Source organism: Yinghuangia aomiensis, assembly GCF_039542225.1.
GTDB classification, from domain to species: domain Bacteria; phylum Actinomycetota; class Actinomycetes; order Streptomycetales; family Streptomycetaceae; genus Yinghuangia; species Yinghuangia aomiensis.
Genome location: NZ_BAABHS010000006.1, coordinates 140832 through 154096 on the forward strand (window position 1 = coordinate 140832; position 13265 = coordinate 154096).

The following is a 13265-nucleotide window of genomic DNA, read 5'->3' on the forward strand; positions in this document are numbered from 1 at the left end:
GGCGTGCTGTGCCGAACTGCCCGTCATTTCGACAGTTCCAAGGCTCGTCCCATGCCGGTGGCTTGCCTACCGGGTACCGCTGTACGGCCACGCGGCGGGGTCACCGACCGGGCACGCGCAACCCCGAATCCCGCGAGCGCCGCAGCCGGTCCGCCGCCCAGCGACTGCGTGCGCCGGTGAACCTGCGCCGCACGGTCGAGATGGTCCCGCACGAAGCCGGGTGACAGCTCTGGTCCTCCCCATATCCGTCCCGCGGCGTTGACGATCCGGTGCAGCCGTCCCGTCCACGCCTCAAGGGCCTCGTCGTAGCCTGAGCGGCCCTTCCGAGCCATCTGGTTGACGGCTCCACACGTGATTCCGATCGCCCGCTGGACGGTCGCGAACTGCTCCCATGCTTCGAAGTGACGGTCGAAGAACGGCAGCAGCCCGGCGGGCGCCGCCGCTCTGTGCTCCGCGACGAATGCCGCGGAATCGTCGTCGGTGTACTCGCCGAACACGGCTGCCACGGCCAGCGCGTACATCGGCGGGTGGTAGCCGATGCCTTCGGGGTCGAACAGCAGCAGCGAACCGTCAGGACGCCGGCCGTAGTTCCCCCGGTGAAGGTCGGGGATGGCGATCGTGAGCGGGACGTCTTCAAGTTCTTCCACAGCACCCGCCGCGAACCGTTCGGGGTGTGCGGGAAAGCCGAATACGGTGTGCAGGTAATCGCCCGTGGCAACCACCGCCTTGTCGAACCGCATTGCGGTTTCGCGGCGGTGGAGCTGGATGTAGGCGGCTTGCGTGGTGGCAGCGGACCGCACCGGCGGTCGATCAGGCCGGCGTACTTCCTGGTTGCGGATCAGCTCCGGGGGCAGGTCCCGCCTCGCTTGGACGCCTCCCCCCATCTGGTACGACTGAAGGTCCGCCCACACGCGGGCGATGGGCCGGAAGAGGCGCAGCGGTGCCGGTCCACCGGGCACGTTGCCGACCAGAACGTCCTCTTCCCAGGTATGGATGGCGAAGGCGCCGTCCGGGTCCTCGTACAGCACCTGCGGAAAGAAATGCGCTACTCCGGGCACCGCACGCAGGATGGCCGCCTCGGAGCGCTGGGTGCGCATCGCAAGCGGGCTTCGCCCGGGAATCGGGAATCGCGCGACGACCTTCATCCCTCGCCGCGCGTCCCACACGGGAACGTTGCTGTTCTGGTCACCCGCGAGAACGACCGCGGGGTCATCCGCGGCGAGACGGCGCGCCTCGGCAACCACCTTCCGCGCCTCCGCGGGCTCGTAATCGATCGCTGACACGCTTCGATCGTATGGCGATGCGGCGGATCACCGTCCCGGCGACAGGGGACTGCGGCAGGGCCGCACGGCAAGCCTCTCGCCCACGCCGCGCTTCCCCCGCCGGTCTCGGCCCGCGTCCCGGTTGCCCCGGTCGCCGCCGGCGCGCGTCGCCCCCTCCCTCTGCTGCGCCCCACCGCACGCCGCCCCGCCCTCCCTCCCCCGTTCGGGCGATCGTCGGTGCGTCGCGTCTCCGAAGCGGAATGCCTTGTCTGAGGCGGGTCTTGGCGTGACCGTACGGCCGTTCGGGGGACTCGGGTGAGGGGCGCGTCACGGTCGGGAAGGTTTGGCTGGGCTTGTCGAGCGGCTTGTAGCGCTCGCCTGTCCCCTGGAGGTCCCCCGTGTTCGCAGCCCGCTTCGCCGTCGGCGCCGCCGCCGCGGCCGCGCTGCTCGCCGCGACTCCCGCCGCGGCCGCTCCCACGCCCGGTCAGCCGAATATGCAGGTCAGTCCGGGCAGCGTCGAGCCCGGCGAAACCGTCAAGATCGTGCTCACGTGTCCCACCGCGAACGGCATCGCCGCCGACGCGCAGTCCGAGGCCGGGCCCGTCGTGTTCGGCCCGCACAACGGCGGCGTGTTCACCGGCACGCTCGCGGTGGCCGCGTCCACCCCGGCCGGCCAGTACGCCGTCGTCGCCAACTGCACGTCGTCGTCCGGCACACCCGCCCCCGCCCCGGTGACCGTCAAGACCACCGTCGTCGTGGCGAGCAAGACCGTCAGCGGCGGTGTGCACACCGGCCTCGGCGGCTCGGTGTCCGGTCCCGACACCACGCAGGTCGCGATCGGCGCCGCCATCGCCACGGCCGCACTCGGCGGCGGCATTCTGCTGCTCCGCCGCCGCGGCGGTTCCGGCGCCTGATGGCCGACGCCGCAACCGACACCGAACGCGCGTCCTCCGCCCACCGGGCGAAGGGCGCGCGTTCCGGCCTGACCACGGTCGTCCTCGGCATCGTGGTCGGCATCGTGCTCATCGGGCACGGCTTGGCCCAGCGCAGTGACGGCCCGCCCGAACCACCCACCGCGGCTTCCGTGTTCGCCGACGACGGTGCGCCGACCGCGGACCCGATGGAGCGTTCCGTGCCGACCCGGGTGCGGATCCCGGCGATCGGGGTGAACGCCGCGATGATGCCGCTCGAGGCGTCGGCCTCCGGCGAGCTGGCCGTTCCCCCGCCGGACAAGGCGGATATGGCCGGATGGCACGACGGCGGGGTCACGCCCGGCCAGCTCGGCACCGCGGTGGTCCTCGGCCACGTCGACAGCCGCGACGGCCCCGCGGTCTTCTACGACCTGGGCCGCCTGCGCAAGGGCGCGACCATCGAAGTCGCCCGCAAGGACGGCCGCACCGCGGTCTTCACGGTGTACGGGATCGACATGTACGACCGCACGTCCTTCCCCAGCAAGCAGGTCTACACCGACGCGCACCGCCCCGAACTGCGGGTCATCACCTGCGGCGGCACCTTCACCCCCGGCACCGGCTACAGCAGCAACGTGGTCGTGTTCGCCCGCCTGACGGCGAGCCGCTGACCGCCCGCACTCACGGCGGCAGTCCGTCGACCGGACCGTCGTGCCGCGCGCTCGACCGCCAGTCGGCGACCCGCACCAACGACTCCAGGAACGCCAGCCGGAACGGCCCCAGGTCCGGGCGGTCGCGCAGCGCCACGACCCGCGGCGTCCACGAACCCCCGGGCCGGAACGCCCCGGTGTCGAGGGATTGCGCGGGGAAGCGGTCGCCGGTGGAGACGTCCACCGGCGGCGTGCGGTCGCCGTCCCGGACGCCGAGCAGCGTCGCCGCGTCCTCGTCCGAGCCTGGGCGCGCCGACACCCGCACGTGGCCGTGGTGCGCCGCGACCAGGTAGGCCACCAGCTCCGGGTCGAGGCGCGGCGTGTGCCAGTGCTCGCCGTTCAGGAGGATCAGCGCGCTGACCAGCTCGTGCCGGAAGTACGGGCGCGTCGATACCCCGGTGCTCCACGGCGCCTTGGACTTGGCCAGCAGGTACGTCGGCGGATCGCCGCCCTCGCCGGAGCGCAGCATCGCCTGGAACACGTCGTGGCACTTGCCGAGGTCGTGGAAGCGCGCGGCGCGGGCCACGGCTTCCCGCTGCTCCTCGGTGAGTCCGGGCAGGGCGGCCATGACCGCGCGGGCCTCTTCCTCGGTCTCGGTCAAGTGCTGGTCGAGGCTCACCCACGCGACGCATGCGTACGCGGACGGCCTGCGTCCCGTGAAGAGCGATTCGACCGGCACGGTGCTTTCCGGCGCCCATCCCGCGTCGGGGAGGTAGCCGCCGCGCGCCGCGTCGAGGACGACGAGGGACCCGGCCCGGAGATCCTCGGCCGCGGCGTGCCGCCACCGGCCGTCGGCGGGGTCGCGCCGCCACACCCTGCCGTTGTGGACCAGCTCCAGGACGTCCGCCAGCGGTGCTTCGCACTGCTCGGTACGGGCGGGTTCCGGCTCGTCCTCGGCCGGCTCGCCCGACTCCCAGGCCCGCCATGCGACGAAGACCGTGCGCTCGTCGTCGGGGCAGATCCACGGGCTGGCGTCGGTCGGCGCGGCGCCGCGGGCGTTGTCGAACATCGCCAGCAGGTCGCGCTCGGCGAGCAACGGAGAGGGTGCTGTGCCGTGGCCGACCCGCGCGCGGAACAGGTCGGTGGTCGTGACCGCCTTGCCGTCGAGGGCGTCCAGCCACGCGGCGGCGTCCGCGTCGGCCCCGGGTGCGTCCGGCGGGACGCACCACAGCAGGTCGCCGCCTTCGGGGTGTTCGCCGTGCCGGTTGCAGCGGCCGGCGCGTTGCACCAGCGCGCTCCACGAGGCGAGTTCGGTCAGGAGGGTGCGGGCGGACACGTCGCTGCCGACGTCCAGCGCGCCGGTCGCGACGAGGATCCGGTCCCGGCCGGCGCTGTCCAGCTCGGCGGCCCGGGCGCGGCGGTCGGGCGATCGGGCGTAGGGGTGGACCAGGACGGTCTCCCGGTCGGGCCGGGCAACGCGCAGAGCGCCGTAGACCTCGCGCGCGCGGCGTGCGGAACCGAGGACGGCGATGGTCTGGGTGCCGGGCACATGGGCCGCCATCAGCACGGCGGCGAGGTCGTCCGTGTACCGGTTCGGGTCCGGGTGCACGCGCCTGATGCGGCGTACCGCCGCAGGGCCGTCCGCGTCGCTGCTGTCCCCCACCGACGACATCCACGTGCTTGCCGTCGGCGCCACCGTGCCGAGCGAGTCGCGCAGCGACTGCAGCCGCTCGCTCGTCGGCAACCCGGGTCCCATCAGCCGCATTTCGTCGAACACCCAGTGCGTGTCGGTGTTGAGCAGGCCGAAGGAGACGGGTGCCATCGTCCGCGCGTCGGCGAATCCGCGCAGCAGGGCCCGGCTGAGCAGGCCGTCGTGCGTGCCGACCAGGATCGCGGTCCGTTCGGGGTGGCGGCGCCACGTGCCGTTCTGCGCGTCCGGCCCGGCGAGCAGGTGCAGGTCGACCTCGTCCGCGCGGCCGAGGCGGTGCAGCCAGTCGGCGATGCGGGCATGGGCGGGGTCGGCGAGGCTGCCCTGCGGCAGGACGTAGGCCAGCCGCCGCGGCGTCGTCTCGGGTGCGGATATCAGTCGCCGGTACAGCCAGGCCAGCACCGCGGCCGCGGTCTTCCCGCCGCCCGACGGGACCCGCAGCGAGCGCGGAAGCCCGCTCGCCGCGAGTCCGGACTGATAGGAGTGGGGCCGATGGCAGGTGGCTGTCCGGAAGAACTCCCCGAATCCGTGCGTCATTCACGACTCCTCGTCCGTAAGCCTCCCGACTGTAGGGGCCCGGCGGGCGAAACGAGAGGGTCACCGGTCGTCCGACTTGTCCGACCCAACGGTTAATGTCGACCCGGCAGCCGCCCTGCGCCGGCACCGAAGACATCGAAGCCACCAGAACCATTGCAAGCCACCGACCCGCCCGGAAATGGAGACCGTCCGATGACCGCCCGGTCCTCCCCCGCCCCGGTCGGTGCGCCGCATGTCCTGGTCGGCTGTCCCCGGGCCGCGCTCGTCCCCGACGGGGACGGCCCCGGCGGGCGGCTCCAGGGGCTGACGGACGACGGTCGGCCGATCGGCGAGCCGGTCGCGGTGGCGGACGTCGCGCGGGCCGTCGCCGAGGTCGAGGGGTCCGGGCGGGCGCCCCGCTGGGTGTGGGCGGCGGCCGACGACGCGTATGCCCCGATCCTGCCGGTCCGGGTCACCCGCTGCCACGACCTCGCACTCGTCGAGGCGCTGCTGCTGGCGCACGAGGGCGGTTTCGGGCTGCCGCGGTCGCTCGGCGCGGTGTGGGCGCGGCTGCACGGCCTTCCGGTGCCGGACGACCTGCCCGCGCACGCCGACCCGCACGGCGGCCAGGACAGCCTGTTCGCGCCCGACCGGCGCCGACTTCCGCCCGGTGTGGATGCGTTGACGGCCGTCGTGGCGGTGCATGCCGATCAGCAGCGGCGGATTCAGGCGATCGAGGATCCGGCGGCGCGGGCGCGGTTCCGGCTGCTGGTCGCCGCGGAGTCGTCGGGCGGCCTGACCGCGGCGGAGATGGCGTACGACGGTCTGCCCTGGCGCGTCGAGGCGCACAACACCGTGCTGTCCGAACTCCTCGGCCCGCGACCCGCGATCGCCGGTGCGCCGCCGGCGAAGCTGGCCGCGGCCGCGGCCCGGCTGCGCGAGGCGCTGGGCGGCAAGGCGTTCAACCCCGATTCGCACACCCAGGTCGTGAAGGCGTTCGCGGACCAAGGCGTCCGGCTGACCTCGACGCGACGCTACGTGCTGCGCGAGATCGACCATCCGGCCGCGGAACTCCTCATCCGCTACAAGGAATTGTCCCGGCTGCACACCGCACACGGGTGGGCGTGGCAGGACACCTGGGTGCACGGCGGCCGGTTCCGGCCCGAGTACGTGGTGGGCGGTGTCGTGTCCGGTCGGTGGGCCGGCCGCGGCGGCGGGGCGTTGCAGATCCCGCGGATTCTGCGGAGCGCGGTGGTCGCCGATCCCGGCTGGTGCCTGGTGGTGGCGGACGCGGCGCAGGTCGAGCCGCGGGTGCTGGCCGCGATGTCGCGCGACGGGGGGCTGGCGCGCATGGCGGCGGGCGGCGACTTGTACGAGGCCCTGGCCGCGGCCGCGTTCCAGGGCGACCGCGACAAGGCCAAGCTCGGGCTGCTCGGTGCCATGTACGGGCAGACGAGCGGCGACATCGGCCCCCTGCTGGCGACCTTGCGGCGCCGCTACCCGAACGCGATGGGCTTCGTCGAGGCCGCGGCGCGGACCGGCGAGGACGGCGGGATCGTCCGCTCGGTGCTCGGCCGCGCGTGCCCGCCCCCGTCGGCGGACTTCCTCGACCTGGCCGACGGCGCCACACCGGGCGCCGCCGAGCCTTCGGACAGCGCGACCGCGCGGTGGGCGCGCGCCCGGGGCCGGTTCACCCGCAACTTCGTCATCCAGGCGAGTGCGGCGGACTGGGCGCTGGTGCTGCTCGCGGTGTTGCGCGGGCGGCTGACGGCGTTGGCCGAAGGCGCGCCGGGGCGGCCGCATTTGGTGTTCTTCCAGCACGACGAGGTGATCGTGCACACGCCGCGGGTGATGGCGGATGCCGTGGTCGCCGCGGTCGAGGCCGCGGCGGACGAGGCGAAGCAGCTGGTGTTCGGCGACGTTCCGGTACGCCTCCCGGTGGTCCCGGCGGTCGTGGACGATTACGCGTCGGCGAAGTAGCGGGCCTGGCGGGCGCGGGGCCGTACCGTGTGCTGTCGTCGCGGTCGCGGTGTCAGGCGCGGGTGAGTGCCGCCCCGAGCAGTCCGGGTGCTTCGACCAACGACGGCCCGTACCACGTGAGATGCCGTCCGCTGACGAGCGCGGCCGGGGTGCCCGGGAAGCTCTCCGGGCCGTCGTCCGCGGTGAACCGGTAGGGCTCGTCGGGGAGGACGACCAGGTCGGGGGCGGCGGCGGTGAGTTCGGCGAGGGGGATCTTCGGATAGCGCTCGGGGTGGTCGGCGAACACGTTGGCGATGCCCAGTCGGGCGAGGACGTCGCCCGCGAACGTGTCGCGCCCCAGCACCATCCACGGCCGCCGCCACACGGGCACGACCGCGCGGCGCGGGCCGCCCGCCGGGGGCCGGACGTCGGCCCACACCGTGCGGGCCTCGGCCAGCCACGACGGCGTACCGAGGCGGCAGGCGTCGGCGAGCATGCGGCCGAGCGAGGTGAACGCTTCGTCGACGGTGCGGATGCGGGTCGTCCACACGGCGAGGCCGCGGTCGCGGAGCGCATCGAGGTCGGGGACGCGGTTCTCCTCCTCGTTGGCGAGGACGAGGTCGGGCGCCAGCGCGGCGATGGCGTCGACGTCGGGGTTCTTGGTCCCGCGGATGCGGGCGACGTCGAGCCCCGCCGGGTGCGTGCACCAGTCGGTGGCACCGACGAGCAGGCCCGGCGCGGTGGCCGCCACGGCCTCGGTGAGCGACGGCACGAGGGAGACCACGCGGCCGATGCGCGGGGGCGGGTCGACGGGGGAACCGAGGTCGTCGTACATGCCGCCATCCTGACGCATCCGGCGCACATTGTCGGGCCACGCGGGGCGTTCATATGACTGTTTCCCGGCCCGGATACCGCCCGAAGCGCCCGGGTAATCCCCCGGCGACCGGGAGGCGGACACGGGGGAATTTCGAGGGGGGATTCGTGGCGCAGCAGCCGTTCGAACTGCCGGATTTCTACATGCCGTATCCGGCACGGCTGAACCCGCATGTCGACGAAGCACGGGCGCACACCAAGGCGTGGGCCCGGGAGATGGGCATGCTGGAAGGTTCGGGAGTCTGGACCGGGGAGGACTTGGACGCGCACGACTACGCGTTGCTGTGCGCCTACACGCATCCGGACACGTCGGGGCCGGACTTGTCGCTGGTCACCGACTGGTACACGTGGGTGTTCTTCTTCGACGACCACTTCCTCGAAGTGTTCAAACGCACCGAGGACCGCGCGGGCGGCAAGGCCTATCTGGACCGGATGCCGCTGTTCATGCCGCTCGACCCGGGCGCCGAGACGCCGGAGCCGACGAACCCGGTGGAGGCCGGGCTCAAGGACCTGTGGATGCGCACCGTACCGTCGATGTCGGCGGAATGGCGGGCCCGCTTCGCCGAGCACACCGCGAATCTGCTCAACGAATCGCTGTGGGAACTGTCGAACATCAATGCGGGCCGGATCCCCAATCCGGTGGAGTACATCGAGATGCGCCGGAAGGTCGGCGGGGCTCCGTGGTCGGCGAATCTCGTGGAATTCGCGGTGGGGGCGGAAGTCCCGGCGGCGATCGCCGAATCGCGGCCGTTGCGGGTGCTGCGCGAGTCGTTCTCGGACGCCGTGCACTTGCGCAACGACCTGTTCTCGTATGAGCGGGAGACCCGGGAGGAAGGCGAACTCAGCAACGGTGTCCTGGTGTTGGAGACGTTCTTCGCATGCGGGACCCAGGAGTCCGCGGATGCCGTCAACGACCTCCTGACGTCCCGGCTCCAGCAGTTCGAGGACACCGTGTTCACCGAACTCGGGCCGCTGTTCGCCGAGTACGGGATGGACGCCAAGCAGGCGGCGGATGTGCTGGCGTACGTCAAGGGCCTCCAGGACTGGCAGTCCGGCGGCCACGAATGGCACATGCGGTCGAGCCGCTACATGAACAAGAACGCGGTCGTCGGCGGCGACCCGGCGGCGCCGTTCCTGCCGTCCGGGTTCGGCATGTCGGCGGCGAACATCGTGGCCACGCTGGGCCGCATCCAGCGGCGCATGCACGCGCCGCACGCGGTCGGACCGAGCCTGCTGCCCGAGTTCGAGATGCCGTATCCGGTGCAGATCAGCCCGCACCACGAACAGGCGCTGCACAACTCGGTGGCGTGGGCGAAGGAGATGGGCCTGCTCGACCCGAGTCCGGGCGACCCGGGTTCGCACATCTGGACGGAGGCCAAGCTCCGCGACTTCGACTTCGCGCTGTGCTCGGCGGGCATCGATCCGGACGCCACTCCGGACGAGCTGGACACCTCGGCGATGTGGCTGACGTGGGGGACGTACGGAGACGACTACTACGCGGCCGTGTACGGCAGCATGGGCGACGTCGCGGGCGCCAAAGCCGCCACCGACCGGCTGCTCGCCCAGCTCACCCTCGACGGCACCCCGGGCCCCGAACCGGGCACCGCGATGGAACGCGCGCTCGCCGACGTGTGGCAGCGCACCGCGGCCCCGTTGGACGAGGTCAAGCGGCGCAATCTCCGGCAGTCGCTGCGCAGCATGATGGAAGCCTGGGTGTGGGAGGTCGCCAACCTGCAGCACCGCAGGGTGCCCGACCCGGTCGACTACGTGGAGATGCGGCGGCACACCTTCGGCTCGGACCTGACGAAGCTTCAGGCCCGGTACAGCCACGCGGACCTGCCGGAAGAAGTGTTCCGGTCGGGGCCGATCCAGTCGCTGGAGAACTCGGCGGCGGACTATGCGGCGCTGATGAACGACTTGTTCTCGTACCAGAAGGAAGTCGAGTTCGAAGGCGAGATCCACAACGCGGTGCTGGTGGTGGAGCAGTTCTTCGGCTGCGACTATCCGACGGCGGTGCGGATCGTCGGTGATCTGGTGAACCAGCGGATCCGGCAATTCCAGCACGTCGTCTCGCACGAGCTCCCGGTCTTGTACGACGACTTCCAGTTCGATGCGGGCTCACGCCAGGCGCTCGACGCGTACGTGGACGACCTGCGCAACTGGATGTCGGGGATCCTGCACTGGCACCGCAACGTGAAGCGGTACGACGAGGAGTCGCTGCGGCGGCATTTCGCCCCCGCGGAGGCGGTGCCGGCGGCGACGTACGTCGACGGGCCGACGGGCTTGGGCACGTCGGGCATCCGCATCCCGGCGATGCTGCAGCGCATGCAGGCGGTCGGCTGACGGGTCGGCGCGGTCGTCGTGCCCCGGCGGATGGGAGGCCGCCGGGGCACGGCCGCGCCGGGGTGCCGCGCGGCCCCGGGCAGGGTGCGGTGACGTGGGTGGCTCCCCTTCCGCGGCACGGCGCCGCGGATGCGAGAATCGCGGTCCGCGGCCCGGGTGCGTATGTCCCGGCCGGTCACACCGAGGGGGGAAGCGTGCTGGAACGCCACGAGATGGAGGCTTTTCTCGCCGTCGCCTCGGAATTGCACTTCGGGCGCGCCGCCGAGCAGATAGGCGTGTCGCCGGCCCGGGTGAGCCAGGCCATCCAGAAGGTCGAGCGGCGTATCGGCGCGCCGCTGTTCGAGCGGACGAGCCGGCGGGTGGGGCTGACCCCGCTCGGCGCCCGGCTCTACGCCGAGGTGCGGCCGCTGTACGACGGCATCCAGGCGGCTCTGGACCGGGCCCGGGACGCGGCGCACGGCGTCGGCGGGACGCTGCGGCTGGGCATCATGGGCGCGCTCGGGCACCTGATCCTGGATGTCATCGACGCCTTCACCGACCGGCACCCGGAGTGCGAGGTGCAGATCCGGGAGATCCACTTCAGCGACCCGTTCGGGGCGCTGCGCGCGGGCGAGATCGACGTCGCGGTGGTGTGGCTTCCGGTGCGGGAGCCGGATCTGCGGGTGGGGCCGGTGGTGGTGCGGGAGGGCAACGTGCTCGCGGTGTCGTCGCGGCACCGGCTGGCCGGGCGGGAGACGGTGTCGCTGGAGGACATCGCCGACGAGCGGGTGATCGGGGTCGACCGGCCGGAGGTGCCGGAGTACTGGGAGATCGCACACGCGCCGCGGCACACGCGGAGCGGGCGGGCGATCCCGCGCGGCGACCGGGCGACGACGTTCCAGGAGATCCTCGCCGCGGTGGTGACCGGGCCGGAGGTGTCGTTCGTCTCGGAGCACGCCAAGGACTTCTACGTGCGGCCCGGCATCACCTACATCCCGATCTCGGACGCCGCGCCGATCCGGTGGGGCCTGGTGTGGCGCGGCGCGGGCGAGCTGCACCGGGTGCGGGCCTTCGCCGAGGCGGCGGAGGCCGTGTCGCTGGCGAAGGGGATCCCGCAGGAGTGAGCGGCCCGGCTATCGGCCGGTCCACTGCGGCGGGCGCTTCTCCAGGAACGCGGTGAGGCCTTCGCGGGCGTCGGCGGAGGCGGTGACGGTGCGGAAGCCGTCCTCGGTGGCCTGCCAGCCGAGGTCGTCGTCGGCGGTGACGGCGCGCTCCACGGCTTGGAGGGTCTGGGAGACCGCGGTGGGCGAGTTCAGGCAGATGCGCTCGGCGAGTTCGAAGGCGGCGTCGAGGGCGTGGCCGGGGTCGGCGAGGCGGTTGACGACACCGAGCCCGTGGAGGCGTTCGGCATCGACGGGGTCGCCGGTGACGAGGAGTTCCCGCGCGACGTTGAGCGGCAGCGTGCGCGGGGCGCGGAAGATCGCGCCGCAGTTCGCCAGCAGTCCCCGGCGCACTTCCGGCAGCCCGAACCGGGCGCCGCGGGCGGCCACCACCAGGTCGCACGCGAGCACGATCTCGAACCCGCCCCCGAGCGCGAGGCCTTCGACCGCGGCGATGAGCGGCTTGGTCCGGGGCCGGCGGATGATGCCGTACTGGCCGCCTCGCTCGGTCTTGGGTGCGTAGCCGGCGGAGAGGTCGGTACCCGCGGAGAACACCGTGGAGGTGCCGGTGAGGATCCCCGCCCACAGATCGGGGTCGTTCTCCAGCACGTCGAGGGCGGCTTCGATGCCGTCGCTGATCTGCTGGTCGACGGCGTTGCGCTTGTGCTCGCGGCGGAGGGAGATGACGAGGACGCGGCCGTGGCGGGCGTGGGTGACGGTGGGGGTGTCCGAGCCGGCCTTGGCGGTCGAGCCGTCCGCGCCGTCCGAGCTGTCCTTGGTGTCCGCCATGGGGGCGCCTCCGCTGTCGCGCTTTAACTTGACGAAGTCAACTTACTTGGCTCCGCTATGCCGAGGCGAGCGCCGTCACCAGGGCGGACGTGGCCGCTTTGGCGGCGGCTTCGACCTGGCCGACCCCGGCGTCCATCGAGCCCTGGCCGTCGGACAGCACCACGACGAGGAGCTCACGGCCGCCGCGGGTGACCCGGCCGATGCTGTTGACCACCCAGAGGCCGGTGTCGCTGCGCGGCAGCCAGCCGTTCTTCAGCGCGGTCGGCCCGGCCTCGTCGGCGGCGGAGACACCCCAGGCCTGGTCGGCGTCGACGGAGTCCATGAGGTCGAGCAGGTAGGCGCGCGCGTCGCCGTTCAGGGCCGAACTGTCGGAGGTGACGGCGGTGAGGAGGTGGAGCTGGTCGTCGGGGGTGGTCGTGGTCAGACCCCAGTAAGTGTCCGTGCCGGGAGTGGTGGACGTGAGGCCGAACACGGTGTTGGCGGCGTTGAGTCCGGCGGCCCCGCCGATGTCGGTCCAGAGCGCGTCGGCGGCGTCGTTGTCGCTCTTCTCGATCATCGCGGTGGCGCCGGCGCGTTCGTCGGCCGTGAGGCCGCGGCCTTGCTGCTGCGCTTCGAGGAGGAGCGCGGCCAGGATGTCGACCTTGACGATGCTGGCGGTCGCGTACATGTGCCCCGTCGCCCCGGCGGTGGCCCGACGGCCGGACACGGTGTCGAGCACCGCCACGGTCAGGTTGCCCCCGGCGGTGGTGGGCAGGGCGGCGGCGAGCGAGGCGTCGAGGTCGACGGTGGTGGCGGCGGGAAGAGCGCGTTGCTGGGCGGTTTCGGCCGCGGATGCGCGGGGGCTCTCGGTGGGGGTGGCCGTCGGGGTCCGAGTCGCGGTCGGGGCCGGGGCGGCGGCGGTCGGCGGAGTCGCCGCGGCGGTGGCGGTCCTGGATCCGCCGACCCGGCCCCACGGAGTGAGGAACAGCCCCGCGAGCAGCACGATGAGCGCGATGATCGCGGCCAACAGCATCGTGGAGGGGTGCATACGGTTGGCGTTGCCGATGCGGGTGGTACGCCTGCTGCTCATGACACCCACGGTGGCAACCGGACCTGGAGAGAGGCTGAGGGGACTCTTG

General features: G+C 72.7%; 10 protein-coding genes. 5 read left to right on the top strand and 5 right to left on the bottom strand.

Annotated features, from left to right (window positions below):
• Positions 1 to 23 precede the first annotated feature (23 nt).
• Positions 24 to 1283 carry a hypothetical protein gene (locus ABEA93_RS10115; RefSeq protein WP_345675044.1) on the bottom strand — a complete coding sequence of 420 codons (1260 nt, stop codon included), beginning with the start codon at positions 1281 to 1283 and terminating at the stop codon, positions 24 to 26.
• A 377-nt stretch (positions 1284 to 1660) separates the two neighbouring features.
• Here ABEA93_RS10115 and ABEA93_RS10120 point away from each other — a divergent pair, with 377 nt between their 5' ends.
• Complete coding sequence (locus ABEA93_RS10120) at positions 1661 to 2176, top strand: hypothetical protein (RefSeq protein WP_345675045.1); 516 nt, start codon at positions 1661 to 1663, stop codon at positions 2174 to 2176.
• On the top strand, positions 2176 to 2841 hold the full coding sequence (locus tag ABEA93_RS10125; RefSeq protein WP_345675046.1) for a class F sortase: 666 nt from the start codon (positions 2176 to 2178) through the stop codon (positions 2839 to 2841). The genes ABEA93_RS10120 and ABEA93_RS10125 overlap by 1 nt, the downstream gene beginning before the upstream one ends.
• 10 nt (positions 2842 to 2851) lie before the next feature.
• On the opposite strand, the gene ABEA93_RS10130 is transcribed toward ABEA93_RS10125, so the two are convergent.
• The gene (locus ABEA93_RS10130; RefSeq protein ID WP_345675047.1) at positions 2852 to 5065 is read right to left on the bottom strand and encodes a CRISPR-associated endonuclease Cas3''; all 2214 of its coding nucleotides are present in this window, start codon (positions 5063 to 5065) and stop codon (positions 2852 to 2854) included.
• A 192-nt stretch (positions 5066 to 5257) separates the two neighbouring features.
• Here ABEA93_RS10130 and ABEA93_RS10135 point away from each other — a divergent pair, with 192 nt between their 5' ends.
• Positions 5258 to 7024, top strand: coding sequence for a bifunctional 3'-5' exonuclease/DNA polymerase (locus tag ABEA93_RS10135; RefSeq protein WP_345675048.1), 1767 nt, complete (start codon positions 5258 to 5260; stop codon positions 7022 to 7024).
• Between the two features lie 52 nt (positions 7025 to 7076).
• Here the strand turns inward: ABEA93_RS10135 and ABEA93_RS10140 are convergent, their stop codons facing one another.
• On the bottom strand, positions 7077 to 7838 hold the full coding sequence (locus ABEA93_RS10140) for a helical backbone metal receptor (protein WP_345675049.1): 762 nt from the start codon (positions 7836 to 7838) through the stop codon (positions 7077 to 7079).
• A 182-nt stretch (positions 7839 to 8020) separates the two neighbouring features.
• On the opposite strand from ABEA93_RS10140, the gene ABEA93_RS10145 reads away from it, so the two are divergent.
• Both ABEA93_RS10145 and ABEA93_RS10150 read left to right on the top strand, forming a co-directional pair.
• The gene (locus ABEA93_RS10145; protein ID WP_345675233.1) at positions 8021 to 10219 is read left to right on the top strand and encodes a terpene synthase family protein; all 2199 of its coding nucleotides are present in this window, start codon (positions 8021 to 8023) and stop codon (positions 10217 to 10219) included.
• Between the two features lie 194 nt (positions 10220 to 10413).
• Complete coding sequence (locus ABEA93_RS10150) at positions 10414 to 11322, top strand: LysR family transcriptional regulator (protein WP_345675050.1); 909 nt, start codon at positions 10414 to 10416, stop codon at positions 11320 to 11322.
• A 9-nt stretch (positions 11323 to 11331) separates the two neighbouring features.
• Here the strand turns inward: ABEA93_RS10150 and ABEA93_RS10155 are convergent, their stop codons facing one another.
• Together ABEA93_RS10155 and ABEA93_RS10160 are read right to left on the bottom strand one after the other, a co-directional pair.
• On the bottom strand, positions 11332 to 12147 hold the full coding sequence (locus ABEA93_RS10155; RefSeq protein ID WP_345675051.1) for an enoyl-CoA hydratase-related protein: 816 nt from the start codon (positions 12145 to 12147) through the stop codon (positions 11332 to 11334).
• A gap of 55 nt (positions 12148 to 12202) precedes the next feature.
• Entirely contained in the window at positions 12203 to 13216 is a 1014-nt protein-coding gene (locus ABEA93_RS10160; protein ID WP_345675052.1) for a serine hydrolase, read from the bottom strand.
• Positions 13217 to 13265: the final 49 nt, after the last annotated feature.

Excerpts from the sequence above, each read along its gene's own strand:
- ABEA93_RS10125 (WP_345675046.1), top strand. The coding sequence starts at position 2,176 with ATGGCCGACGCCGCAACCGACACCGAACGCGCGTCCTCCGCCCACCGG.
- ABEA93_RS10130 (WP_345675047.1), bottom strand. The coding sequence starts at position 5,065 with ATGACGCACGGATTCGGGGAGTTCTTCCGGACAGCCACCTGCCATCGG.
- ABEA93_RS10135 (WP_345675048.1), top strand. The coding sequence starts at position 5,258 with ATGACCGCCCGGTCCTCCCCCGCCCCGGTCGGTGCGCCGCATGTCCTG.
- ABEA93_RS10140 (WP_345675049.1), bottom strand. The coding sequence starts at position 7,838 with ATGTACGACGACCTCGGTTCCCCCGTCGACCCGCCCCCGCGCATCGGC.
- ABEA93_RS10145 (WP_345675233.1), top strand. The coding sequence starts at position 8,021 with ATGCCGTATCCGGCACGGCTGAACCCGCATGTCGACGAAGCACGGGCG.
- ABEA93_RS10155 (WP_345675051.1), bottom strand. The coding sequence starts at position 12,147 with ATGGCGGACACCAAGGACAGCTCGGACGGCGCGGACGGCTCGACCGCC.
- ABEA93_RS10160 (WP_345675052.1), bottom strand. The coding sequence starts at position 13,216 with ATGAGCAGCAGGCGTACCACCCGCATCGGCAACGCCAACCGTATGCAC.